The organism is Mesoflavibacter sp. SCSIO 43206 (genome assembly GCF_019904215.1).
Taxonomy (GTDB): Bacteria; Bacteroidota; Bacteroidia; order Flavobacteriales; family Flavobacteriaceae; genus Mesoflavibacter; species Mesoflavibacter zeaxanthinifaciens.
Map to the genome: position 1 here is coordinate 2,849,089 of NZ_CP063201.1, position 26,703 is coordinate 2,875,791.

A 26,703-nucleotide genomic window follows, 5' to 3' on the forward strand; every position below is an offset into this window, starting at 1 on the left:
AAAGAAATGAGGCATGATTGAAGCTATTGTAAATTCTCAAAAAGATTTTTTTAAAACTGGTAAAACCAAAACTATTGCCTACAGAAAGCAATTGCTAAAACAACTTCAGTCAGAATTAATAAAGCAAGAAGACCTTATTGTTAAAACACTTTATGACGATTTTAAAAAACCAGAATTTGAATCTGTTATAACTGAAACAGCAATTGTTTTACAAGACTTAAAACGTACAATAAATAATATAAACAAATGGGCAAAACCAAAACGTGTATTTCCTAGCCTATTAAATTTTCCTTCATCAGACTATTTATATTCTGAACCTTACGGAACAGTTTTAATTATCGCACCATGGAATTATCCTTACCAACTCGCCTTAGCTCCATTAATAGGTGCTGTCGCAGCAGGTAATACTGTAGTGCTAAAACCAAGCGAGTTAACACCAAATACATCAGCTTTACTTACAAAAATTATAAAACATGTTTTTCCACCAGAGTTTGTAACCGTGGTTGAAGGTGGTGTAGATACTTCTACTCAACTACTAAATCAAGTTTGGGATTATATTTTCTTTACAGGTAGCGTTGGTGTAGGTAAAATTGTAGCTAAAGCAGCTGCACCTAATCTAACGCCTATAACTTTAGAATTAGGAGGAAAAAACCCTTGTATTGTTGATAAAACTGCTAATATAAAACTAACTGTAAAACGTATTGTTTGGGGTAAGTTTATTAATGCTGGTCAAACGTGTATTGCACCAGATTATATTTTAATTGATGCGTCTATTAAGAATAAGTTTTATGAAGTTTTAAAAGATGAACTTATAACTATTTATACCAAAAACCCTGAAAAATCTTCAGATTTTGCTCGTATAATTAATAAGAAAAACTTCAATCGACTATCAGAAATGCTAACAAACGAAAACTGCATAATTGGTGGACAAACTAATGCAGAAGACCTTTATATTTCTCCAACAATAATTGATGAACCTTCATTAAACAGTAAAGTGATGGAAGATGAAATTTTTGGTCCTATTTTACCTGTTATTTCATTTAAAAATTTAAATGAAGTGCATAAAATTATAAACCGCTATCCAAAACCATTAAGCCTTTATGTGTTTAGTACAAATACTACACAAGCCAAAAAATTAATTAAAGAATTTTCTTTTGGTGGTGGCTGTATTAATGATACTGTTGTTCATTTTGCAAATCATAAATTACCTTTTGGAGGTGTTGGCAATAGTGGTATTGGCGCTTATCACGGAAAATATACTTTTGATACTTTTAGCCATAAAAAAGCTATTGTAAAAAAAGCAAATTGGCTAGATATTCCCTTGCGATACGCACCTTATTCTGGTAAATTAAAAAAATTAAAATCTTTACTAAAATGGCTCTAAAGTATCGTGTTTGTAAGGATAAAGTAGTTCTAAAGTAACACCATCACCTGGTTGAGATAATAATTGATATTCCATATTAATTAATTCTGCTCGACTTTGCATATTTAATAACCCTGCGCCTTTATTAACGGTGGTCATATCAAAACCTACACCATCATCTTTAGCTATAATCTTTAGGTGATTTTCTTGATAATCTAAAATAACAGATAGGTTTTTTGCTTCAGAATACTTAACGGTATTAGAAAAGAATTCTTGAAGAATTCTAAAAATAATTATCTCGTGTTTTTTATTTTCAAATTCTACTATATCTCCTTTTACATTAAGCTCTGCACTAGCAAACTTCATCTTTTTAAGGCGATCTAATTCATTACTAATAGACTTTTCAAAACCTATATTTAAAATAACTTCATTATTTAATGATCTAGAAAGCATGCGTACTTCTTTTAGACTTTCTTTTACAGTATCTGAAGCATCTTTAAATGAATTTAACACATCATCATTATCTAATTTTGTTTTCAAAATATTAAGTTGCATACTAGCTGCTGCTAGTAATTGACCAACGTTATCATGAAGTTCCCAACCAATATTCTTTAAAGTTTGCTCTTGTATTTCGGTCTGTGCATTAGATAATTCTTTTTCAAATGCCTGTTTCTGCTTAATTTTATCTATCAAAAGCTTATTTTTTCTTTTTTGAAATACTATAAAAAATAAGATTACTAAAGATGTAATTGCTATTAAAACAAATATCATGTAAATAAGCAAATATCTTTCTGCAGCTGTTGATGTTGCTGGATCTTTTAATAATAAAATTATAAAATTACTCATTAGCTTTTTCTGGTTTAGATATTAATAGTCCTACTGCAAATACAATATACATCATAAAATTTAAGGACAGAAAAACCTGCCATTTCAAAAGAATATATTTCCAATCACTATTAACCATATAAACGTCATAAAATGTTAAAGGTGTAACTACAATCCACCAAAAAAATAGTCCGACTGTTATATAAAAATAAACTGATTTGTAAAAATTTATAATCTTATCTGTTAACAATAATTCTATCAAATAAAGCACACAAGATGTTAAGACCAATATACCTGCTAAAATAGATATTATAGGCGGTATTTGACTAAAAAACAAGTCTGGATTTATTAGCAAATATATAACTGCAGATAAAAAATAAGCTACAGTTAAATATTTTAAAAACAGTTTAAATCTGATGTTTTCTAAAATTTTCTGATAGAATATGGATATAGATATTACAACACCTATTAAATAGGTTAAGGTAAACCACCAATAGTTAACTTTAAAAATAGAATTAAGTATAGGTTTTAAAAAATCAAAAGTATTATAATAATTAGAATAGCTTCCAATAAGTTCTATAAAAAAACTAAACCAAATAATTTTAATAAAAAAAGTAGCTGGTGTTCCTTTATATTTTTTGTTCGTAATAATTCCAGCAATAACTGCTACTAACTCAACAAAATAAGTTAGGTATGAATAATTTTCAATAAAAAACTTTTCCAAAGCTCTTAATTTGGGTAACCGTGTCCTGGAGGAATTCCGTTGTGTCCCATATCTAAAGCATCTGCATTTGAGATATCTTTAGGAGGAGAAGATCTTGTATCTCCTTCTTGAGTTGGTACCATAAATATAGTTGTTAAACCTCCATCACCAAAAGTTGTGTTAACTCCTAAATATAAACGTATCCCGTTAGCGTTTAAAGAATCTTGAGCATAATTAACATAATACTCCATATCTTCTATAGAATACCAAGACGATCGGTTTTCTTCTCCTTTATAAGCTACAGAGTCGTTTACTGCTTTTCTATAAGTAGTCCAATTATCACTTAAATCTTGGGCTTGACTTGGAGATATGATTCCTTTTGGTACAACGCTAGTTGGTGGAGCTGTGGTTAATCCAGAAGGACAGAAAAAATAATAAGAAACAAAAGCTCCGATAATTAATCCTATAATTAGGCTAAGTAAATTTTTCATTTTTGGTTAGTTTTAATTAATAGCTAATATGTGGTTAAATGTAATAAAAAAAATTTAGTATAATCATTACAGCAATTTAATGCTTATTAGTTTACTACTTAATTATTTTAAGTAGTTGTATCTGGCTCTGATTTAATAAGACCATAACCAAAAGTAAAATACATTAGTATAATAGAAAATACGTTAATCGTTCTTTGTAGTGCTATAAAACTTTCATCATTTGTATTATAGTAGCTTTCAAAAAAATAGATTGGTGTCTGTATTATTGTAAATATTAAGGTTGCAGTTGCTACATAAAAGGGTAATGATTTATAAAATTTAATAATTGAATCGCTATTAATTAACTCTATAAAATAAAGTGAAGTTAATACGACTACCAAAATCATATGAAGCATTGTAATATTTAAAATACTACTGTTAATTAATAGGTCAAACTTGTAAATAAATAGTATAATTTGATATAATATTAAAATTACACTAAAGTACTTGACAACTTTTTTGAAGAAATTTGTTTTTAATATTTTAAAAAAATAAAAAGATAAAAATATAGATACGCCTATATCCCACATTAAGGTATACCACCAAGTATTTTGATAAAAAACGGTGTTTTTTAAGGCTAAGTTAACCCAATTATCATCAGGATAACCTCTTAAAACATGTGGATAAGCTCCTACTGTTTCAACTATATTAACGTAAATTAAAAAATATATAAAAAGCCTAGCAGCATTATCATTTTTATATTTTTTAAACAAAAATATACCAATAATAGCTGCTAAAACTTCTGCACTTTTAAAAAGTAAATCGTAATTTGATTTTATATAATATATAAAAGAATCCATTAATTATTGAGGATAATTAGCAGGTGGCGGATCGCCTCTTAAGCCTCTATCCATAACTTCTGCACCTTCAATATCAATGTTTTTACCATCCTTTTCTTCTGTAGGAACCATAAAAATAGTCGTCATTCCTTTTGGGTCTTCTTTAGTAGTTTCTACACCTAAATAAAAACGAACGCCATTAACGTTATCGTTTTTTTCTTTTATATAGTCTAAAAAGTTTTGCATATCATCTAAAGAGTACCAAGATGATCTATTGTCTGGTTGTCCTGCAGCTGCTTCATTAGCTTTTGCTCTTAAGTTTGTCCAGTTGTCGTTTAATGTCTGTGCTTCTTGAGCAGAGATTATTCCTTGTGGTTTTGGCATTTGGTTAATTTTAGTTTGATTAATAACTCATTTACTTCATAAAAGTAGGAAAAATTTTGTTAATGTTATAAATCAACTAACCCAACCAACCATCACGATCTAAACTTCTATATTGAATTGCTTCGCTTATATGATTACCCAAAACGGTTTCGCTTTGCTCTAAATCGGCAATAGTTCTGGCTACTTTTAAAATTCTGTCATAAGCTCTAGCCGAAAGATTTAATCGCTCCATCGCTGTTTTTAAAAGCTGAAGTGAAGCATCATCCAACTTACAATATTTACGTATTTGTTTGGTAGACATCTGCGCATTGTAATGCACATTCTCAAAATCTTTGAAACGTTTTGTCTGAATTTCTCTAGCTTTAGTCACTCGCTTTCTAATCTCTACAGAACTTTCTGCTATTTGATCATCCGACAATTTTTCAAACGGTACTGGTGTTACTTCAATATGAATATCTATTCTATCCAACAACGGACCAGAAATTTTGCTTAAATACCGTTGCATTTCAGCTGGGCTAGAAGTTACTGGCGCATCTGGATCGTTAAAATAGCCGCCAGGACTTGGATTCATACTAGCAACCAGCATAAATGATGATGGATAAGTAACCGTGAATTTTGCTCGCGAAATGGTAACTTCTCTATCCTCCAAAGGTTGACGCATTACTTCTAAAACTTCTCTTTTAAATTCTGGCAACTCGTCTAAAAACAAAACGCCATTATGACTTAAAGAAATTTCTCCTGGTTGCGGATAACTTCCGCCACCAACTAAGGCGACATTTGATATGGTATGATGCGGACTTCTAAATGGTCTTTGCGACATTAATCCTGTGTCTTTTACACGACCAACGACACTGTGTATTTTTGTAGTTTCTAAAGCTTCGTGTAAAGTCATTGGTGGCAAAATGCTTGGCAAACGCTTGGCTAACATAGTTTTTCCTGCGCCTGGTGGACCAATTAAAATAATGTTATGTCCGCCTGCTGCTGCAATTTCCATGCAACGTTTAATGCTTTCTTGTCCTTTAACGTCTGCAAAATCAAACTCTGGAAAATCTAGATTTTTTTCAAATTCTTTTCTGGTATCAATTTTAACTTGCTGCAATGCTTCACCTTTATCAAAAAAGTTAATTACTTCTTTAATATTTTCTACACCATAAACCTCTAAATCGTTAACTATTGCTGCTTCTTTTGCATTTTGCATAGGTAAAATAAATCCTTTGTAACCTTCTTCCCTAGCCTTTATTGCAATGGGTAATGCACCTTTTATAGGTTGTAAATTTCCGTCTAAAGACAACTCGCCCATAATTAAATAACGGTCTAAATCTTCGGCTTTAATTTGTTTAGATGCTGCTAAAATCCCGATAGCTAACGTCAAATCATAAGCAGATCCTTCTTTACGTAAATCTGCTGGAGACATATTAATGATAATCTTCTTTCCTGGGATTTTATATCCGTTATTTTGTAACGCAGCTGCAATACGATAATTGCTTTCTTTTATAGCATTGTCGGGCAGTCCAACAAGATGATAACCTATACCGGTATCTACATTAACTTCTACGGTTACAGTTGTTGCTTCGACACCAAAAACGGCACTTCCAAATACTTTTTTAAGCATAAATGATTGGTTTAGAGTGTTAATATATAAATTTTGAATGAAAAGCCATTCGATGTTTAATTTTAATGATTAATAAAGAAAAATTAGTGGTTTTTTTTGTGAATAATTGTTTATAACTTCACTTTAAAAAAGAAATAATTTGAATTATATTTGAAAAAGCAAAAGCACCCTTGAAGGATGCTTATGTAATTATTCAAATGAGGGTTTTCAAATGGTCTCATTAGCCATTAAGAAATCGAGTTTAATATACTCAACTTCATTTAGTAATCTTTGAAGTCTCTCAAATAAATTAGAGATGAAAGTCATTAAATTTAGTTCCATTTGCTAAATTTTAAACAACCTAAGATTGCGTTAATCGCCAATGTTCGTAGCATTGGCGATTTTTATTTAACAAATATAAAAATAATATTGATTTCTTTACTAGTTATGGAGGATTTTTATACAGACTTTATAAATACTTATTTCACTCTAAAATAATAAATTCTGTATTTTCGTTTTATTCAATTCAATGTAAATGAAAAACACTCAAAAATTTGGATTGGTTTTAGGACCTATCGTTTTTGTACTCTTACTATTATTTTTTAAACCAGAAGGTTTATCTACAGAAGGTCGCGCTGTATTAGCTGCTACTGCTTGGATTGCTATTTGGTGGCTTACAGAAGCAATACCAATTGCGGTAACTGCCTTATTGCCAATTGCACTTTTCCCATTGTCTGGCGGACTTAATTTAAGTGATACCACTAGTGCTTTTGGACATAAATTTGTGTTTTTATATTTAGGCGGTTTTATACTCGCGATTGCTATTGAAAAATGGAATCTTCACAAACGTATTGCCTTAAATATCATTAAAATTATTGGGTTTAATTTAAAACGAATTATCCTTGGTTTTATGCTAGCTACCGCGTTTTTATCTATGTGGATTAATAATACTGCAACGTCTGTGATGATGCTTCCCATTGGTGTAGCTATCATTTTACAATTAAAAGATAATCCAAATACGCCAGAAGACGAAAACCTAACCTTTGGAAAAGCCTTAATGTTAGCGATTGCTTACAGCGCTTCTATTGGTGGCATTGCGACATTAATTGGTACGCCACCAAATTTAGTGTTAGCTGGAGTCGTTTCGGATATTTATAATTACGAAATCACCTTTTTACAATGGTTTATGTTTGGGTTTCCTATTTCAATTATATTATTATTTATCTGTTGGAAATACCTAACTGAAGTTGCTTTTAAATTTGAAAAGAAAGAATTTTCTGGAGGAAAAGCCGAAGTTAACCGTCAATTAAAAGCTTTAGGCAGCATTAGTTATGAAGAAAAATTGGTCGCTTTTATTTTTGGTTTAACCGCATTTTTCTGGATTACGCGTTCGTTTTTATTTAAAAACATTTTACCTGCTTTAGATGATACAATTATCGCTATTTCTTTTGCTATCGTGTTGTTTTTGTTACCGTCTAAAAAACAAGGAACAAAATTGATGAATTGGGATGATGCGGTAAAAATCCCGTGGGGAATTATTTTATTGTTTGGTGGTGGAATGGCTTTAGCAAAAGGTTTTGAAACTACAGGTTTAGCGAAATGGATCGGAGAACAAATGAACACTTTTGCAGGCGTAACCACTATCATTTTACTATTATTATTAATTGCTGCGGTTAATTTTTTAACCGAAATCACATCCAATTTAGCAACAACCGCAATGCTTTTACCGGTGTTGGCTCCTATGGCTATTTCAATAGATATTCATCCATTTGTATTAATGGTTGGTGCTGCTGTTGCGGCGTCTTGTGCTTTTATGCTACCTGTTGCAACGCCACCAAATGCTGTAGTTTTTGGATCTGGCTATTTACGTATACCAGATATGGTAAAAAAAGGTTTTGTGATGAATTTAGTATCAATTATTTTATTAACCTTGTTTGTTTACTTTATCCTTCCATTACTTTGGAATATTACAATCGAAGGATTTCCTGACGCATTTAAACATTAAATTGAATTAGAAATTTGATTTAAAAATGAAATCATTCTAGATTCTGTATAATAAATATTGTTTTTATGATGAAAACCAACGTGACCGCCATATTTTGGTAGTTCTAAAAATAGATTTGGATTGTTTTTGGCTTCTTCTATTGGATAACATTCTTTTGATAAAAACGAATCGTTTAGCGCATTAATTAATAACGTTGGTACTGAAATTTGGTTTAAAAACTGAAGACTACTAGATTGCTCATAATAATCGTAAGCATCTTTAAAACCGTGTGCTTTTGAAGTATAAGCATCGTCAAAATCTTTTAAAGTCTTTACCGACTTTATTATGGAATTTGAAATTTTTTCAGGATATAAAACCTGTTTTTCTTTTAGTTTTTGCTTTAAATCTCTTAAAAATTTAATGGAATACATTTTATTATCTAAAGCCATCAAACGTTGTAAAGATCCTTTTAAATACACTGGTACCGAAACTGCGACTGCTGCCTTAATTTGCTTTGGTATATCTTCCGTTTCACCTAAATATTTTAAAATAACGTTTCCGCCTAAACTAAATCCGTTTAAATAGATCGTATCGTAGTGATAATGCGTTATAATGTGATTAATAACTTCAGTTAAATCGTCCGTTTTACCAGAATGATACGACTGAAAACTTTTGTTGACTTCGCCACTACAGCCTCTAAAATTAACACAAACAGCATCCATATTATTTTGGTTAGCTATTTTAGCCGATCCAAGTACGTAATGCCTATTACCGTTACCTTCTAAACCGTGTAAAACTATTAGTAACTGATTGGTTTTTTTAGTTGAAAAACTCCAATCTAAATCTAAAAAATCTTGATCTGGTAAAACAATACGCTCGCGTTTTTGGTTGACACCTTTTACCCTACGCCACAATCCTGAATAAATCGTAGCAATATGACCATTACGGAATAGTAAATTGGGTTTGTATGTTGTGTTTAAAATTGGCATTAGGCTTCTACACTTGTAAACTCAAACTTACTACCATCAAACAAGCCTTTATCACTTAATTTTAAAGCAGGTATAACTAACAATGCCATAAACGATAACGTCATATAAGGCGCGTGTAAAGTGGCGCCTAAATCTTTTGCCATTTGATCTAATTTGGCATAGGCTTTACCAATAGTTTCGGCATTTTGGTCGCTCATAATTCCTGCAACTGGTAATGGTACAACGTCTTGTTTTGTGTTAGAAACTGCGCAAATTCCACCTTTATTTTCAATAATTAAGTTTACAGCTTTACAAATCGCTTCATCATCTACGCCAACAGCAATAATATTATGAGAATCGTGACCAACAGAACTTGCGATAGCGCCTTCTTTTAATCCGAAGTTTTTAATAAATGCTATTGCTGGCGTATCATTTTTATAACGATTAACAACCGTCATTTTTAAAATATCTGTTTGGGTATTAGAGACTAAATTTCCGTGTTCTATTGTAGCTTCTGCTAAGATTTGGTTAGTTACTAACTCGCCATCTAAAGCTTCAATTACTCTAATATTTTTTGCTTGACTTTCAACTTTAAAATCACATGCTTCTTTTTTCTCTGTGTTGAAATTATTAAGATTTTCAAAATTAATATGAGGCATTAAAGATGTACCGTTATCAAAAACTAATTCGCCATTAATATACGTTTGTAGTGTTTTAAACGCTTTTAAATCTTCAACTACAATAAAATCTGCAGCGTCACCTTCATTTAATAATCCAACGTCTAAATTATAATGCTTTACAGGATTTATACACGCTGCTTGTAACACGTTAAATACATCGTTACCTTTTGCGACTGCTCTGCCACATAATTTATTTATATGATGTAACAATAAATCGTCTGGATGTTTGTCGTCACTACAAAACATGATATTTTGATAATGGTCAGGAAGTAAATCTATAAGCGCTTCGAAGTTTTTTGCGGCGCTACCTTCACGAATAAGAACTTTCATTCCTTTTTGAAGTTTCTCTAAGCCTTCTTCGTAGGTAAAACACTCGTGATCGGTTGTAATACCTGCGCTAATATATTTGGTTAAATCGTCACCACGTAAACCTGGTGCATGACCATCGATAGGTTTGTTATAATGTTTTGCCCATTCTATCTTTTTTAAAACTTCAGAATCATCAAATAAAACGCCAGGATAATTCATCATTTCGGCTAAATATTTAATGTCTGGATTTGCCATTAAGGTTTTAATATCTTCTGAATTTACAACTGCTCCAGCCGATTCAAAAGTGGTTGCAGGCACACAACTTGGTGCTCCAAAATTGAATTTAAATGGTGTTTGCTTCCCGTTTTCAATCATAAACTCGACACCTTTTACACCTAACACATTAGCGATTTCATGAGGATCACTAACAGTTGCAACCGTACCATGTTTTACAGCTATTTTGGCAAACTCGCTTGGTACTAACATGGAGCTTTCTATATGAATATGTGCATCTACAAAACCAGGTAAAATGTAGTGTTTTACATTATGTTCTTCTTTTTTAATGGCTTTAATTTTTCCGTTTTCTACTAAAATACTTCCGCTAAAAATTGTTCTATTTTGTATGTCTACTATTTGACCTTGGATTGTTTTCATGCTTATTTCTTTATGTCACAAAATTAAACTAAAAAAAATCCTGCATTTGCAGGATTAGTTTTTTATTTCTTGAAGTTTTCAATGCCTTTTTGGAGCCATTCAAAATACTCGTCTGCGTTTGGTGTGTAGGCAGTTGTGTGATTTAACAATTCCATATTATGATTTAACAACACATAAAATGGTTGTGAGTTATTTTGAAAGTTTAGCGTTTGTAAGGTCGCCCATTTATCGCCTATTGTTCTAATATTTTTTAAATTTCCGTTAGGTTTTACGTATTTAAATTGCTCTTCTTTTGGCAGTTCTTTACGATCATCTACGTATAATGAAATAATGATATACTCTTCTTTAAGTATTTTATAGATTTTACTCTGACTCCATACTTGTTCTTCCATTTTACGACAATTTACACAAGCCCAACCTGTAAAGTCTAACATAATTGGTTTGTTAGCTTCTTTGGCTGCAGCAATACCTTCGTCTAAATCTTTATAACAATCTAAACCTAAAGGACATTCTGAATCTTTTTCATAAATACTATATGAAATTGGTGGCGGAAAACCACTTAACGCTGTTAAGTCCCATGTTGGATTTTTTAATATTCCTGGTGCTATATAAATAACAAATGAGATGACTAAAACAGCTGTACTAATCCTTAAAAAGCTTAACTTTTTTAATGGACTATCATGCGGAAATTTGATTTTCCCTATTAAATAAAGGAACAACCCAATACCTAAAATCACCCATATTGCTAAGAAAATTTCACGTTTTAAAAGTCCCCAATGCGACACTAAATCTGCATTTGATAAAAATTTAAACGCCATAGCTAGTTCTAAAAATCCTAAAACTACTTTAACGCTATTTAGCCAACCACCAGATTTTGGTAAAGCGTTTAACCATTTTGGAAACATTGCAAATAAGGTAAACGGTAATGCTAAAGCTAAACCAAAACCTGTCATACCTGCAGTTAATTGCATTGCACCACCATCACTTGTTAATGATCCTGCTAATAATGAACCTAAAATTGGACCTGTACAAGAAAACGAAACAATTGCTAAGGTTAACGCCATAAAAAATATACCAATAAAACCACCTATACTTGATGATTTTTCGTCCATTTTATTTCCCCAAGACGCTGGTAATGTGATTTCGTAAAAACCAAAAAATGAAAACGCAAAAAAGCCTAAGATTAAAAAGAAGATAATATTAAGCCATACATTGGTTGAAATAGTATTTAAAATTTCTGGATCTAAAGAGTCTAAAAAGTGAAATGGTAAACTTAAAAGCACATAAATTAAAAGGATGAAAAATCCGTATAATATTGCATTTGCAATACCTTTTTGACTGTTTTCTGCGCTTTTTGTGAAGAATGAAACCGTTAAGGGAATCATTGGGAACACACAAGGTGTTAATAATGCTATTAAACCGCCAATAAAACCAAGAATGAAAATACCAAAGTTGGTTTTTTCTTTAACTTCTTCTTGTTTGTAATTGTTCCAACCTGTAATATTTAAATCTAACTGTCTTGATTTATCTAAATTTTCAGCATCTAGATTTGACGTATCAAAAGTCTTTTGACTTACTTTTCCTTCTTGTAAGTTAAATGTAACGATTTCACTTTCAAAAATACATCTGGCATCATCACAAGCTTGGTAACTAATTTCGGCTTCAATTTGTGTTATATTGGGATTTTTAAGCTTTATTTTTTGAGTAAAAGTTGCTGCGTTATCAAAATAAGTCAAATCCATTTGAAATACTTTATCAAACTTAGTAATACTCTCGCTTTCTATAGCTTTACCAACTAATTTGAAGTCATTTTTTAAAGCATCTTCGTTATAGATAAACTCTGTAGGAATTGCGCCGCCTTCTGGTAAAGTTTGAGAATATAAATGCCAATGATCTTCTATATCTGCTTTATAAATCAGATTATATTCTGTATCACTAATTTTTTCGATTTCTGCAGACCATTTTACAGGTTCTATTTGAGAAAAAACAGTTTGAATTGAAAACAGTACAATTAAAAAAGCTAATAAATGCTTCATTTTTGATATTTAATTTTTAAAATGTCTTGGGTTTGTTTAGTTAGTTTAAACCTATTATCTGCTCTGTGATTAATCACCCAAACCACTTGGTGATCACTACACAATAGCAAGGTTTTTTGTTTGTCTAGCAAAGATAATTTTTCGTCTTTAAAAAACTTGCTAAGTTTCTTTTTTCCTTGCATTCCTAATGGGTAAAAATAGTCGCCTTTTTCCCAATGTCTTACAGTTAAAGGATACTTTAACGTTTTTTTATCAATATAAATGGTGGATTTATCTGTTTCGACTATTTCTTTAACAGACTCTATATATAAAATTCCGTTTGGTAATTTTATTTCGTTTTGATCTTCAAGAATGGTAACTGTTTCATTGTTTTCTGCAGTAGTCAATTCACTTAAAATCAAACAATCTCTATCTTTTAATAGCTGATGCGTTTTAGAAAATACTAACTTTCCGCTTTGTGCTGTTAGTAAATTTTCGATGTCTTTCCATTGCGTAAAACCGTAATCTTTAAAGATTTCAAACAGATACGCTTTTGGATTATTTAAAACTTCAAATTCTGAAATTTTATATGAAATTTGGCTGTTATCAATACTTACAATCGCTTTATTTAAAAATGAATCTACTGCATCTTCAACAATAGTTGAACTATCATTTAAATGCGCCAACGTATTTTGAAAGTTTGATAAAACATCTGGATTTATGTTTTTTAAAGTAGGAATCACATCATGACGCAACTTATTGCGTAAGTATTTTGTAGAGGCATTGCTGCTATCTTCTCTCCATTTTAAATGGTGTTTTTTTGCGTAATCTTCGATGTCTTCTCTTGAAAAAGACAACAACGGTCTAACTATGTTTTGGTTAACTTCTGGAATGCCTTTTAAACCTTCTAAACCTGTACCACGTGATAAGTTGATTAGAAACGTTTCTAAATTATCATCTGCGTGATGCGCTGTTAAAATGTAATCAAAATTTAATTGTTCGGATAGTTCAAAAAACCAATCGTAACGGAGTTGTCTTGCGGCTAATTGTATGGATAGTTTTTCGTTTTTAGCAAAACTTTCGGTATCAAAATTTTGAATAAATACTTCAACATTTAAGTCTTCTGCAAGCTCTAAAACAAAACTCTCGTCAGCGTCACTTTCATTTCCTCTTAAATTGAAATTACAATGTGCCAAAGCAAATTCCAGCTTTGCCTCTTTACACAAATGCGTTAAAACCACCGAATCTACGCCACCAGAAATAGCAATCAACAGCTTACTTTCTTTTAAAAAAGAAAGTTGTTGATTTATGTGATTTTTGAAAGCTTTTAGCATACTATAAAAGTAATATTAAAATATTATTAATCCTCCAAAACTGTTCGCATAGCTTTGGCTTTAATCAAGCATTCTTCATACTCTTGTGTCGGATCACTTTTTGCTGTAATTGCGCCACCAACCGAGTAGCTTACGTACTTTTTAGATTGATTGTATAAAATGCTTCTTATCACTACATTAAAATCGAAATCGCCTTCTGGCGAAAAATAACCAACAGCACCAGAATATAATCCACGTTTTGTAGCCTCTAAATCTTCGATAATTTTCATTGCCGAAATTTTTGGTGCACCAGTCATACTTCCCATAGGGAAAGTGGTTTTAATCACATCTACAGGATGTACATCTTCCCTAACTTGAGACGTGACTGTAGATATCATTTGATGCACTTGCTCAAAAGTATACACTTTACATAATTCTTCTACTTTTACACTTCCTTTTTTGGCAGTTAAAGACAGATCGTTACGTACTAAATCTACAATCATAATATTCTCACTACGCTCTTTTGGGTTAGCTACCAAATCGTGTTTAAGCAAGCTATCTATCATAAAATCTTCATCACGTTTTGCTGTCCCTTTTATAGGTTGAGATATTACCTTTTGACCTTCTTTTTTTAAGTAACGTTCTGGTGAAGCACTTAATAAATACTTGTCATTTTGCTTTAAAAATGTAGCAAATGGTGGCGTAGAAATAGCGTTTAACTTATTGTAAATCTCTAACGGATTTATCGTTGTATTTTCGGCATAAAATTCTTGACAAAAATTAGCTTCGTAAATATCACCACGATGTATGTGAGCTAACATTTTTTCTAGCTTTTCAAAATATTCATCTTTATGAATACGAAGATGAATTTTAATTGGTGATTTATATGAAGGTTGTTCTACATTTTCAAAATTTGATATAGTTTCAAAATCTGTATCCATTTCATCATCAACCATCTTTAGATAGTGTAATTCAACCGAATTTCCTTTTAAAAAAAATAGTTTTTTAGGTTGAAAAAAATATAAGTCTGGAAAATGTAATCCGTCAAAATTTTTAGATTGAAGTGGCTCAACATCATTTTTTAAATCGTAAGATAAATAGCCAAAAATCCAATCCTTAGTCGTAGTTTGGTAATCTTTTAGTTTATCAAAAGCTTGATGAAAATCGGTTTGTAAACTAGTAAATGCATCTACTGCCAAAACCGCATCGTAATTAGAATACTGCTGTTTGTAATTATTACTGTCCAGCCAAATAATATCTTCAAATTGGTTGCTCCAGTTTAACAAATACTGTTTAAACTGTTGGACATTAGCAACTTTATATGTTTTATGTGTTCTCAAATAAAAAAATTGAAGTGTAAAGTTAAGCAGATTTAAGAAAAAAACGATTAATTTGACAGTAGTTTAAAACCATTATTATGTTTCAATTATCAAACGACTTATTAAACATCAAAGTAAAAGCTAAAGGTGCTGAGCTTTGTGAGATTTCTTCAGTTAAAAATAACCGCCAATTTATGTGGCATGCAGATCCAAAAGTTTGGGCTAGTTACGCACCAAATTTATTTCCAATAATTGGATCGATGAAAGACGATAGTTATGTTTTTAATGAGAAAACCTATCATATGCCAAAGCACGGTTTTGTTAGACATAATGAAGATATTAAACTTTTAGAACAAACCGAAAATAGCTTAACGTTTAGCTTGAAACAAAACAAAAAAATAAGCGAATGGTTTCCGTTTGATTTTGAATTTTTATTAAAATATACACTTACAGATAACATATTAACTTTAACTCATACGGTTAAAAATCTAGACGATTCTGATATGTATTTTTCAATTGGTGGTCATCCTGCGTTTAAATGTCCTTTTTATGATGAAGAGAATTACACTGATTATCATTTAGAATTTGAACATCCTGAAACTGCAAAAAGTTACTTACTAAATATGGATAACGGTCTTGTTACAGACCAGACAAAACCAGTTTTCAATACCAAAAATACCATTAATTTAAAACCAGATTTATTTAATGAAGACGCTTTAATTTTTAAAGATTTAACCTCCAGAAAAGTAGCATTAGTAAGTAAAAACCACGGAGAAATTTTAAATGTTAGTTTTCCTGATTTTAAATATTTAGGGATTTGGGCAAAACCAAATGCACCTTACGTGTGTATAGAACCTTGGTTGGGCATTGCTGATCACGAAAACACCAACCAAGATATCACAAAAAAGGAAGGTATTATTAAATTAGCAGCAAATAAAACATTTACAGCTAGCTACAGCATACAAATACATAACCAGCATTTAGAATAAACAAAATATAAGTAGTAGTTTTGTAGCCTAAATTATAGCTGTGACTTTTCAAGATTTAAAATTAAACACACCATTATACAATGCTATTGACGATTTAGGCTTTACGTCGCCTACGCCAATACAAGCAGAAGCTTTTAGTATTGTTGCAAGTGGTAAAGATGTGGTAGGAATTGCCCAAACAGGAACTGGTAAAACCTATGCCTACATGTTGCCTATCTTAAGAAATTTAAAATTTTCAAAACAAGATAATCCGCGTGTTTTAATTTTAGTTCCAACCAGAGAACTTGTAGTACAAGTGGTTGATGATATAGAAAAACTAGCCAAATACATCAATGTACGCGTGCTTGGTGTTTATGGTGGTACAAACATAAATACCCAAAAACAAGCTGTAGCACAAGGTTTAGATATTATTGTTGCAACACCTGGAAGATTATACGATTTAGCAGTTAGTAGAGCGTTACAGCTTAAATCTATCCAAAAATTAGTGATAGACGAAGTTGATGTGATGTTAGATTTAGGATTTAGACATCAATTAATCAATATTTTTGATATACTTCCAGAACGTAGACAAAACATCATGTTTTCTGCAACAATGACGGAAGATGTAGACGACTTAATTACCGACTTTTTTATTGCTCCAGAACGTGTTTCGATTGCAGTTTCTGGTACGCCTTTAGAAAATATAGAACAAACTAAATACAGCGTCCCAAATTATCACACCAAAAAGAATCTTTTAATCGAACTTTTAAAAGACGAAGAACAATACAACAAAGTCTTAGTTTTTGTATCTAATAAACGTATGGCTGATAGGCTTTTTGAAGATTTAGATGAATTTTTTAAAGAAGAATTATGTGTCATTCACTCTAACAAAACGCAAAATTACAGACTTCGTAGTATTGAGCAATTTAGAGAAGGTGTTAACCGAATTTTAGTTGCAACAGATGTTATGGCACGTGGTTTAGATATTGATAATATTAGTCATGTAATAAACTTTGACACGCCTGAATATCCAGAAAACTACATGCATCGTATTGGTAGAACTGGTCGTGCAGAACGCGAAGGTCATGCTTTAGTATTTTCTACAGAAAAAGAACAAGACGCATTAGAACGCATTGAGAAATTAATGCAAATGGAAATTAATTTAGTTGAAATACCTGAAACTGTTTCCATTTCTGAAGAATTAATTCCTGAAGAACGCGAAGTGATAAAAGAGCGTTACAATCCAACAAAACGAAGACGTGACGAAGATGCGCCTGGACCAGCTTTTCATGAGAAAAAAGAAAAAAATAAAAAGGTTAATCTTGGTGGAAGTTACAAACGTGAAATTGCAAAAAAATATAAAAAGCCTAAAACACGAGGCGATAAAAACTATAATAAGCGTAATAAAAAACGTAAATAAAAAAAGCCAATCTTTAAAGATTGGCTTTTTAGTTTTATTTATTTGCAAGTCTTAAAATAAATATTCCTATTCTAGTTACAACAAAAGAAAACAATCCAAAAGTTGCCGTTAGCAAAGATATTTTTAATCCGCCAGCAAATATAGATGGATCTGGATTACCCATTGCCTCTACACTATCAAACGCTTGAATAAGCCCTAAAACCGAACCCAGAAAACCTAAAACCAAAGCTAGCAAACTACAATCTATTGCTAATTTAATTTCTTTAGTAGAAGTTGCATGTGATTTTAGTTTTATAAATCCTTTAATTATAAAAAATAAAGACGTTAAAAAGGCAATTAGAATTAAAGACATAAATAATGGTCCGCCTTCTTGAAAAAGATTAGCAACTAAAAAATGATGATTAAAAATAGTTAGTAAAGTCATAATGTAAATGTTTTGATTAAACGTGATACAAACTTATTTTTTAATACGTTTAGTTTTAATAAAATGCGACTAACTACCAAATTAGATATTGATTTAACTTATTGTTAAAACCCTTTTTAAATTGGTTATTGGTCTACAAAAAAAATTATAGACCATTTAAAATTGTAATATTGTAAATATATTATTTAGACTTTGAAGTTACATACAATTACTAAAATATTAATTTTAAAAACCTTTAAACACCTATTATTTTGGTCTGTTGTACTTCTGTTTTTCACCTATTTTTTTAGTGCTGGAAGTTCTAATTTTAAAGATACTTTAATGTTTAGTGCCTTTTTAATGCCAACAACAATTGCAACAACTTATGTATCTATTTATAAATTAATTCCTGATTATTTAATCACAAAACGTTATGTCTTATTTACATTATATAGTGTTTATACTCTAATTATTTCGTTGTATTTAATTATGGTTTCTATTTTTTTTAGTTTGATTTATTTATCAAATTTTGAATTTGATCAAATGAATCCAATTACCAGAAATATTATTTTAGTCACTTCTAGCGTCTATCTAGTCGTTATCTTGGTAAGTGCATTTAAACTATTACAGCTTAACCTAAAATCGAATAAAAAAACAGCAATTTTAGAATCTAAAATTTTAGAAACACAGTTAAAGTTGAAAGAGCAAGAGCTTAATTATTTAAAAATGCAAATTCATCCACATTTTTTGTTTAACACATTAAATACAATGTATGGATCTGCTTTAAAAAAGGCAGACGAAACGCCTGAAATGATACTAAAACTGTCTAATCTTCTTGATTATTTACTATACCAAGTCGATAAACCATCTGTAAGTTTAGAAGACGAAATTAATCATATTGAAGATTATATTTCACTTGAAAAAATGCGATTTAATGATACTTTACGCATTCATTTTACAAAAAAAATTGAATCTAGATCTATAACTGTCGCACCAATGCTTTTTATTCCTTTTGTAGAAAATAGCTTTAAACATGGAACTCTACAAAATGGCGTTTTAGATATAAATTTATCCATAATTGCGACTAATAATTTAATAGAATTTAAATTGAGTAATAGTAGTTTAAATCATGACAATAAAACCTTTGGTATAGGATTAGAAAACATTAAAAAACGACTAAATTTACTTTATCCTAACAGGCATACGCTGCAAATTTCTAACTTAAAATCAAAATTTACTGTTAGCTTAAAAATTAATTTAAATTCAACATTAAAAGATGAGTAAGCCTATAACCTGTATCATAGTAGACGATGAAAATATAGCTAGAGACGTTATAGCATCTCATTTATCTAAAATTGATAATATAAACGTTGTTGCACAATGTAAAAATGCAATCCAAGCATTTAATTATATAAATAACCAAGCTGTAGATTTAATTTTTTTAGATATTAATATGCCTGAAATTTCTGGAATTGCTTTTGCAAAATCAATTAATAAGAACATTAAAATAATATTTACTACTGCCTATCGTGATTATGCTGTAGAAGGATTTAATCTTCAAGCTGTAGATTATTTATTAAAACCTATTTCTTTTGAAAGATTATTGCAAGCAGTTAATAGATATTTTGACGTCCATACGCAACAAACAGAACTGAAATCCATACAATCTACAGCTAACGATTTTATTTTTGTTAGAGCTGAAAGACGAATGCAAAAAATTAATTTTGATGAAATTATCTACATCGAAAGTTTAAGCGATTACATAAAAATTCATCTTCAAAATAAAATTATAGTTACAAGAGAAACGATAAGTGCGATAGATGCTAAATTACCTCAGCAAGATTTTTTAAGAATTCATCGGTCTTATATAGTTAACTTATCTAAAATTGAATCTTTTACAAACGAAGAAATTACTCTTAAAAACACCTCTTTAACCATAAGTAGAAGTTATAAAAAAGAGGTTTTAAACCGACTAGAACGTTTTTAATTCTTTGTTTTATCCGATAAGTGACTTTCAATATCATCTAAATGATGATTTAAGGCATCTACAGAAATTTGAATTTCTTTAATTAAATATCCTAAAGAAACTATTAACAATACTAAAGCAACACCAAAAATCCACACTGCAATTGTTTGCAAGTTTATATAAACCAAAAACATAGTTAGCACACAAAGTAACAAACTAGAAATACCAAATATTTGCATTGATCGTGTTAGATAAAGTCGTTTTCTTAAATTATTAATTTGAAGTAAAAGCGCATCGTCTTTTTGCTGTAAAAACTTTTCTTTTAGGTTTCTAACCACAGATGCATAAGCTAAAAATCTATTAGTATACGCCAACATGATTAATGATATTGCAGAGAATAATAAAGCTGGTGTTGTTAAAGTAAGTTGATTCATATATTTTTTAAATTAAAAAAAGCGAGCTAAAAAGCTCGCTTTAATTTTATAAATAGTCTTTTTAGTGTTTTACTATACATGTAAAGCTCTATCTTCTGTTGCTGCTAAAGCAGCTTCTTTTACAGCTTCTGCAAATGTTGGATGTGCATGAGACATACGCGAAATATCTTCGGCAGATGCTCTAAATTCCATAGCAGTTACTGCTTCTGCAATTAAGTCTGCACAACGTGCACCAATCATGTGTACACCTAATACTTCGTCTGTAGTTTCGTCTGCTAAGATTTTTACAAACCCATCTATATCACCACTTGCTCTTGCTCGACCTAAAGCTCTAAACGGGAATTGTCCTACTTTGTATTTAGTTCCTACTTCTTTAAGTTCTTCTTCTGTTTTTCCTACTGCTGCAACTTCAGGCCAAGTGTAAACTACACCAGGTATTAAGTTATAGTCAATATGTGGTTTTTGTCCAGCTAAAGTTTCGGCAACAAAAACACCTTCTTCTTCTGCTTTATGTGCTAACATTGCTCCTTTTATTACGTCTCCAATTGCGTAAATGTTACTTGCAGATGTTTGTAAGTGATCGTTTACTTCTACTTGTCCTCTATCGTTAAGTTTTACTCCTGCAGCTTCGGCATTAAGTCCGTCTGTGTAAGGACGACGACCTACTGATACTAAACAGTAATCACCTTTAAACTCTACAACTTCACCTTTTTTGTTTTCAGCTTTAACAACAACTTCATCACCGTTACGCTCTACAGATTGTACTTTGTGAGATACCATCATGTTGCATTTTGCTTTCTTAAAGACTTTATTAAGCTCTTTAGATAATCCTGCATCCATTGTTGGAAGGATACGATCCATATATTCTACAACTGTTACTTCTGCACCAAGACGTTTGTATACTTGTCCAAGCTCTAAACCTATAACGCCACCACCAATAATGATAAGGTGTTTAGGTACTTCTTTAAGTTTTAAAGCTTCGGTAGACGTAATTATTCTTTCTTTATCAATGTTAATAAATGGTAAGTTAGAAGGTTTAGATCCTGTTGCTATAATACTGTGTTTAGCTTCAATTTCTTCTTCTTTTTCACCTTTAATAGTGATGTGAGTTGCGTCTTTAAAACTACCTACACCATGGTAAACATCGATGTTATTTTTTTTCATTAAAAAATCAATACCACCTGTAGTTTGATCGACTACAGATTGCTTACGCGCAATCATTTTTTCTAGGTTAACTTTGATTTCTCCAGGAATCTCGATTCCGTGTTCTTCAAAATGTTTTGTAGCTTCTTCGTAATGGTGAGAAGAACTTAATAATGCCTTACTAGGAATACATCCAACATTTAAACATGTACCACCTAAAGTTGAGTATTTTTCTATTAAAGCAGTTTTCATGCCTAATTGCGCACATCTAATTGCAGCTACATATCCACCAGGTCCAGAACCTATTATTGCTACATCGTATTGACTCATATGTATTGTTTTTTTCGCTTTCGCGGAAATTAAAATTTATTGATTTCTACTACAAAAGTACAATTTTGAATGATTATTAGCCAACGGATTTGATTTTTATTTGTGGTAAAGACTTGAATTGAAATAAATAAAAAAAGCCTATAAATAAATCTACCATATGCATAGATCTAAAATAGACTTTTTTTCCCTAAAAAGATTAATAGCACTGTAAAGATGCTGTATTGTTTACTGGTTTACAATACTCAATTTGAGTATTTTTTAAATAAATAAATTATTTGCTTTTAATAAACCTTTTAATTCGCCAGTAGATGTAATTTTTAATTTTTTTAAAATGTTTCGTCTGTGTGTATCAACAGTATGCGAACTTATATTTAATTTTTCTGAAATCTCTTTGCTAGAATGATCCAATAATAACAACCTAATTACATCTCTTTCTCTATTTGAAATGCCATCTTTTAATAGTTTAGTAGAAAAGTTATTATAATAAATGGTTTCATACTCGTTATTCTTATTAAGTAGCTTTGCTGTAGCAGTAATTTGCATTTTTATTTTTGGATCTAAAACGGTGTAATGTGCTAATCCTATAATAGGTTTCATATCTGGATCAAAAGCTAATGGTGTCGTGTTTTGAATGATATTTACATAGTTATCTTTTGCGTTTTTAAAGCGATAATTCCAAGTATAATTTGCTTTATTTCTTTGTTTAATAGGTATTTCGGTTAAGGTAAAGTCCATTAAATGATGCATGGCAGAAAGCCATATTTCGACATCATCTGGATGAATACGACTCCAAAAATAACGCATACCTTTAATCTTTAAATCGTTATCATCTAGCCCCAAACAGCTAGTAAAATTTTTACTTACATATTCAAAAGTTAAATCTTGTGTGTTTGTAACGCAAAAAAAAGTAGAACTGTAGGGTAAAAACTGATCTAATTCTATAATTTTCTTTATGTGAGTCTCTAAAGAAGGTTTTGCGTAAGAATCAAAAATTGTGCTATAAAGCTCTTTAATTTTAGAGTATTTCATAAGGGATAATAGCTAACATTTACACCACAATATAATTATTTTTATTTAAACCGAAATTGCTGTAGTATGTTTTACTTCACTGATAACAAACATACTATGTGTGCTACCAATATGTTTTATATTGGTTAATTTTTCTACCATAAATTTTCTAAACTCTTCCATATCTTTTACTGCTACTTTTAAAAGATAATCATAATCTCCGCTTATATGATAACACTCTATAACTTCGGTTAGTTTATTTACTTCTTTTTCAAACTGAATTACATATTCTTGCATATGTTGTATTAGTTTTATATGGCAAAAAGTAACAAAAGACTTCTCTATTTTCTCTTTATTTACTAAGGCTACATATTTACTTATAACACCTTGGTTTTCTAATTTTTTTATACGCTCAAAAACTGCTGTAACAGATAAGTTTAATTGGTTAGCTAAAGCTTTATTGGTTTGTTTACTGTCGTTTTGTAAAAGTTGAAGTAATTTTTTGTCAATATCGTCAAATACCATAGTTGAAAAATTTTCTGTAAAACAAATTATTATATTTAAAACACATTACTAAATTTCTGTAAAACTATTAAAATTCAGTTTAATTTTCTAAAATATATTAACATTATTGTTTTAAATTCTAGTATTTATCAATTTTGATGTAATAAAACTTAAAACTATGTCTTTTAAACCAGCAAATAATATTCAGGACTTACAGTATTTTGGAGAATTTGGAGGCGTAAACCCTTCTATTTCAGATTCTTCAACTTATACTTTTTTATCAGCTAAAACCATGTTTGACACCTTTGAAGGTAATGCTGATGGTTGTTATTTATACTCACGCCATTCTTCTCCTTCAAATTTATATTTAGGTGAAGCTTTAGCCGCTATGGAAGGTACAGAAACTGCAAATGTAACAGCTTCTGGAATGGGTGCAATTACACCTGTAATTATGCAGCTTTGCGGAGCTGGTGACCATGTGGTTTCTAGCAGAACTATTTATGGTGGTACTTATGCTTTTTTAAAGAATTTTGCTCCTAGATTAAGCATTACAACATCTTTTGTTGATATAACAAAATTAGATATTGTTGAAGCCGCAATTACAAAAAATACCAAAGTTTTGTATTGTGAAAGTGTTAGTAACCCTTTATTAGAAGTAGCAGACATAGAAGGGCTAGCTAATCTTGCAAAAAAACATAATTTAAAATTAGTAGTAGACAATACGTTTTCACCTTTATCCATTTCACCTGCAAAATTAGGAGCAGATGTAGTAATACATAGTTTAACTAAATTTATTAATGGGTCTAGTGATACTGTTGGAGGTGTTGTTTGCGGCACACAAGACTTTATTAACGAATTAAGAAGTGTTAACGATGGTGCTTGTATGCTACTAGGTAGTACAATGGATAGTTTACGCGCTTCTTCTATTTTAAAAAACTTACGCACACTGCATATACGCATGCAACAACATAGTCATAATGCTAGTTACTTAGCAGAAAAATTTGAAAAATTAGGGCTAAAAACTGTATATCCTGGATTAACATCTCATCCTTCTCATCAATTATTTAAAAATATGATGAACAAACAGTATGGTTTTGGAGGCATGCTTACCATAGACGTTGGTAGCTTAGATAAGGCTAATGCTTTAATGGAATTAATGCAAGAAAAAAACTTAGGTTATTTAGCTGTTAGTTTAGGATTTTATAAAACCTTATTTTCTGCTCCAGGAACTTCTACATCTTCTGAAATACCTGAAGACGAACAAGAAGAAATGGGTTTAAGTGATGGATTAATTAGATTTTCTATTGGATTAGATGCCGATATAGAGCGTACATACAATATGATGAATCAATGTATGAAAGAAGTTGGTATACTGTAATACTAATTAGATACAACTATAACTAAAGTGATAAAACTAATCTTTATAAATAGCTAAATTATAATAGTTTAAAGATTAGTTTTATCACTTAAATTTTTAAAAATAACATTTATCAATCTATTAATATCTATACTTAAAACTTAAGTTTTAAATATCGTTTTAACAGATCTGTTAAGTTAACCTAAAAGATAATTTCAATTTGCATAGCTCTGTCTAAAATCGTAACATTACAATTGAAAACTAACTAAACATGCAAGATAACAACCTTTCTGATATTGAAATTAACGAGCAAAGAATTGTAAAAAATAAAGAACTAAACCTTTTAGAAGCCTTAATACCAGTAATCTGCCTAATGGCATTGCTTGCTTACAATATCTTTTTTGTTGATGATCAAGAATGGTTTGGTGCTTATACCAACCAAATTATATTACTAATTGGTGGTGGCATTGCTGCTATTGTAGGTGTATTTAACAAGGTATCTTTTAACTTAATGGGAAAAGAAATCTGGGAAAACTTAAAAAGTGTTTTTGTACCTATTCTTATCTTATTTTTAGTTGGTGCTTTAGCAGGAACATGGCTAGTAAGCGGCATTATACCAGCTATGGTATATTATGGTTTACAAGTTTTAAGTCCAGAAATATTCTTACCTGCTTCTGTAGTTATTGCTGCTATAATTTCTATCGCAACAGGTAGTTCTTGGACAACATCTGCTACTGTAGGTATTGCTTTAATAGGTATTGGCAGTGCGTTAGGTATACCAACAGGAATGATTGCTGGTGCTGTAATTTCCGGAGCCTATTTTGGAGATAAAATGTCGCCTTTAAGCGATACTACAAACCTTGCTCCTGCTATGGCTGGCACAGACTTATTTACACACATAAGATATATGGCTTTTACTACAGTACCTACTGTGTTAGTTACAATTATTATATTTTCTATTTTAAGCGCAACTATAGATACAACAGGTAATGCAGATATAAGTAATCTTTTAACAAGTATAAATAATACGTTTAATATTACTCCGCTTCTATTTATTGTTCCTGTAGTAGTTATTGCTTTAATTTTAATGAAAACCAAACCTCTTATTGCATTATTAACAGGAGTTGTTCTTGCTGCAATATTTGCTTTTATTTTTCAACCTGAAATTTTAACAAGTTTATCAAATTCTAAATTTGCTGCAATTTTTAATTCTATTTTAACAGATACTCAAATAGCTACAGATAACGAAAAACTTAACGAACTATTCTCATCTGGAGGAATGAATGGTATGATATGGACCATTTTATTAATCTGTTGCGCAATGGTATTTGGTGGTATTATGGATGCAATTGGTGCTTTAGCCAGAATTACTAACGAGCTTTTAAAAATAGCAACAACTGTATTTGGTCTTTTTGCAAGTACTGTCTTTAGTTGTTTAGGTTTAAATGCAATTGCTTCAGACCAATACCTAGCAATTGTAATTCCTGGTAAAATGTTTAAAAAAGCATATCAAGACAAAAATTTAGCACCAGAAAATTTAAGTCGTACACTAGAAGACTCGGGTACAGTAACTTCTGTTTTAATTCCTTGGAATACTTGCGGAGCTTACCAAAGCGGCGTTTTAGGTGTTGGTGTAGCAGAATATTTTGCCTATGCTATTTTTAATTGGCTAAGCCCTATAACTACATTAATTTTCGCTGCTTTTTCAATAAAAATAAGACAACTTATCAAAAAATAACTTTATCTTATAGAT

The 26,703-nt window shown here is 30.6% G+C and carries 24 protein-coding genes; 8 read left to right on the top strand and 16 right to left on the bottom strand.

The annotated features are described in order from the left end of the window. Positions 1-13: 13 nt before the first annotated feature. The gene (locus tag INR78_RS13105) at positions 14-1,384 is read left to right on the top strand and encodes an aldehyde dehydrogenase (protein ID WP_223076876.1); all 1,371 of its coding nucleotides are present in this window, start codon (positions 14-16) and stop codon (positions 1,382-1,384) included. On the opposite strand, the gene INR78_RS13110 is transcribed toward INR78_RS13105, so the two are convergent. From INR78_RS13110 to INR78_RS13135, 6 genes are all read right to left on the bottom strand, one after another. Continuing rightward, positions 1,370-2,209 (bottom strand): sensor histidine kinase, encoded by an 840-nt coding sequence (locus tag INR78_RS13110; RefSeq protein WP_027878837.1) that lies wholly within the window; start codon positions 2,207-2,209, stop codon positions 1,370-1,372. The genes INR78_RS13105 and INR78_RS13110 overlap by 15 nt on opposite strands. Further along, on the bottom strand, positions 2,202-2,912 hold the full coding sequence (locus tag INR78_RS13115; RefSeq protein WP_223076877.1) for a hypothetical protein: 711 nt from the start codon (positions 2,910-2,912) through the stop codon (positions 2,202-2,204). Before INR78_RS13115 ends, INR78_RS13110 begins: the two co-directional genes overlap by 8 nt. 5 nt (positions 2,913-2,917) lie before the next feature. Beyond that, positions 2,918-3,382 carry a hypothetical protein gene (locus tag INR78_RS13120; RefSeq protein ID WP_027878835.1) on the bottom strand — a complete coding sequence of 155 codons (465 nt, stop codon included), beginning with the start codon at positions 3,380-3,382 and terminating at the stop codon, positions 2,918-2,920. A gap of 107 nt (positions 3,383-3,489) precedes the next feature. Next, on the bottom strand, positions 3,490-4,221 hold the full coding sequence (locus INR78_RS13125; protein ID WP_223076878.1) for a hypothetical protein: 732 nt from the start codon (positions 4,219-4,221) through the stop codon (positions 3,490-3,492). A 3-nt stretch (positions 4,222-4,224) separates the two neighbouring features. Continuing rightward, positions 4,225-4,584 (bottom strand): hypothetical protein, encoded by a 360-nt coding sequence (locus tag INR78_RS13130; RefSeq protein WP_223076879.1) that lies wholly within the window; start codon positions 4,582-4,584, stop codon positions 4,225-4,227. A 76-nt stretch (positions 4,585-4,660) separates the two neighbouring features. Next, on the bottom strand, positions 4,661-6,196 hold the full coding sequence (locus INR78_RS13135; protein ID WP_223076880.1) for a YifB family Mg chelatase-like AAA ATPase: 1,536 nt from the start codon (positions 6,194-6,196) through the stop codon (positions 4,661-4,663). A gap of 514 nt (positions 6,197-6,710) precedes the next feature. On the opposite strand from INR78_RS13135, the gene INR78_RS13140 reads away from it, so the two are divergent. Next, positions 6,711-8,180, top strand: a complete 1,470-nt coding sequence (locus INR78_RS13140; RefSeq protein WP_223076881.1) for a DASS family sodium-coupled anion symporter — start codon at positions 6,711-6,713, stop codon at positions 8,178-8,180. Here INR78_RS13140 and INR78_RS13145 read toward each other — a convergent pair. The 5 genes from INR78_RS13145 to pabB all read right to left on the bottom strand — a co-directional run bounded on the left by INR78_RS13145 (position 8,177) and on the right by pabB (position 15,438). Further along, positions 8,177-9,148 (bottom strand): YheT family hydrolase, encoded by a 972-nt coding sequence (locus INR78_RS13145; protein ID WP_223076882.1) that lies wholly within the window; start codon positions 9,146-9,148, stop codon positions 8,177-8,179. The two genes, INR78_RS13140 and INR78_RS13145, sit on opposite strands and share 4 nt — an antisense overlap. After that, the gene (gene ade, locus INR78_RS13150) at positions 9,148-10,770 is read right to left on the bottom strand and encodes an adenine deaminase (RefSeq protein ID WP_223076883.1); all 1,623 of its coding nucleotides are present in this window, start codon (positions 10,768-10,770) and stop codon (positions 9,148-9,150) included. The genes INR78_RS13145 and ade overlap by 1 nt, the downstream gene beginning before the upstream one ends. Positions 10,771-10,832: 62 nt before the next feature. Further along, positions 10,833-12,806, bottom strand: coding sequence for a cytochrome c biogenesis protein CcdA (locus INR78_RS13155; RefSeq protein WP_223076884.1), 1,974 nt, complete (start codon positions 12,804-12,806; stop codon positions 10,833-10,835). Next, entirely contained in the window at positions 12,803-14,119 is a 1,317-nt protein-coding gene (gene tilS / locus INR78_RS13160) for a tRNA lysidine(34) synthetase TilS (RefSeq protein WP_223076885.1), read from the bottom strand. Before tilS ends, INR78_RS13155 begins: the two co-directional genes overlap by 4 nt. A gap of 26 nt (positions 14,120-14,145) precedes the next feature. Further along, a complete protein-coding gene (gene pabB, locus INR78_RS13165) occupies positions 14,146-15,438 on the bottom strand; it encodes an aminodeoxychorismate synthase component I (protein ID WP_223076886.1) in 1,293 nt (430 codons plus the stop codon). A 77-nt stretch (positions 15,439-15,515) separates the two neighbouring features. Between pabB and INR78_RS13170 the strand changes: the two genes are divergently transcribed. Further along, positions 15,516-16,406 (top strand): aldose 1-epimerase family protein, encoded by an 891-nt coding sequence (locus INR78_RS13170; protein WP_223076887.1) that lies wholly within the window; start codon positions 15,516-15,518, stop codon positions 16,404-16,406. 40 nt (positions 16,407-16,446) lie between these two features. Then, the gene (locus INR78_RS13175; RefSeq protein ID WP_223076888.1) at positions 16,447-17,805 is read left to right on the top strand and encodes a DEAD/DEAH box helicase; all 1,359 of its coding nucleotides are present in this window, start codon (positions 16,447-16,449) and stop codon (positions 17,803-17,805) included. Positions 17,806-17,839: 34 nt separating this feature from the next. On the opposite strand, the gene INR78_RS13180 is transcribed toward INR78_RS13175, so the two are convergent. Beyond that, positions 17,840-18,229, bottom strand: coding sequence for a MotA/TolQ/ExbB proton channel family protein (locus INR78_RS13180; protein WP_223076889.1), 390 nt, complete (start codon positions 18,227-18,229; stop codon positions 17,840-17,842). A 192-nt stretch (positions 18,230-18,421) separates the two neighbouring features. On the opposite strand from INR78_RS13180, the gene INR78_RS13185 reads away from it, so the two are divergent. Together INR78_RS13185 and INR78_RS13190 are read left to right on the top strand one after the other, a co-directional pair. After that, positions 18,422-19,492 (top strand): sensor histidine kinase, encoded by a 1,071-nt coding sequence (locus tag INR78_RS13185; protein ID WP_255593083.1) that lies wholly within the window; start codon positions 18,422-18,424, stop codon positions 19,490-19,492. Next, positions 19,485-20,195, top strand: coding sequence for a LytTR family DNA-binding domain-containing protein (locus tag INR78_RS13190; protein ID WP_223076890.1), 711 nt, complete (start codon positions 19,485-19,487; stop codon positions 20,193-20,195). Before INR78_RS13185 ends, INR78_RS13190 begins: the two co-directional genes overlap by 8 nt. On the opposite strand, the gene INR78_RS13195 is transcribed toward INR78_RS13190, so the two are convergent. From INR78_RS13195 to INR78_RS13210, 4 genes are all read right to left on the bottom strand, one after another. Further along, on the bottom strand, positions 20,192-20,608 hold the full coding sequence (locus tag INR78_RS13195) for a DUF2721 domain-containing protein (RefSeq protein ID WP_223076891.1): 417 nt from the start codon (positions 20,606-20,608) through the stop codon (positions 20,192-20,194). The genes INR78_RS13190 and INR78_RS13195 overlap by 4 nt on opposite strands. Positions 20,609-20,680: 72 nt before the next feature. Beyond that, on the bottom strand, positions 20,681-22,081 hold the full coding sequence (gene lpdA / locus INR78_RS13200; RefSeq protein ID WP_223076892.1) for a dihydrolipoyl dehydrogenase: 1,401 nt from the start codon (positions 22,079-22,081) through the stop codon (positions 20,681-20,683). A gap of 258 nt (positions 22,082-22,339) precedes the next feature. Continuing rightward, complete coding sequence (locus tag INR78_RS13205; protein WP_223076893.1) at positions 22,340-23,110, bottom strand: LuxR C-terminal-related transcriptional regulator; 771 nt, start codon at positions 23,108-23,110, stop codon at positions 22,340-22,342. A 45-nt stretch (positions 23,111-23,155) separates the two neighbouring features. Then, positions 23,156-23,614 carry an Lrp/AsnC family transcriptional regulator gene (locus INR78_RS13210; RefSeq protein ID WP_027878817.1) on the bottom strand — a complete coding sequence of 153 codons (459 nt, stop codon included), beginning with the start codon at positions 23,612-23,614 and terminating at the stop codon, positions 23,156-23,158. 157 nt (positions 23,615-23,771) lie between these two features. On the opposite strand from INR78_RS13210, the gene INR78_RS13215 reads away from it, so the two are divergent. Further along, the gene (locus tag INR78_RS13215) at positions 23,772-24,971 is read left to right on the top strand and encodes an aminotransferase class I/II-fold pyridoxal phosphate-dependent enzyme (RefSeq protein ID WP_223076894.1); all 1,200 of its coding nucleotides are present in this window, start codon (positions 23,772-23,774) and stop codon (positions 24,969-24,971) included. Between the two features lie 250 nt (positions 24,972-25,221). Beyond that, positions 25,222-26,688, top strand: coding sequence for a Na+/H+ antiporter NhaC (gene nhaC, locus INR78_RS13220; protein ID WP_223076895.1), 1,467 nt, complete (start codon positions 25,222-25,224; stop codon positions 26,686-26,688). Positions 26,689-26,703: the final 15 nt, after the last annotated feature.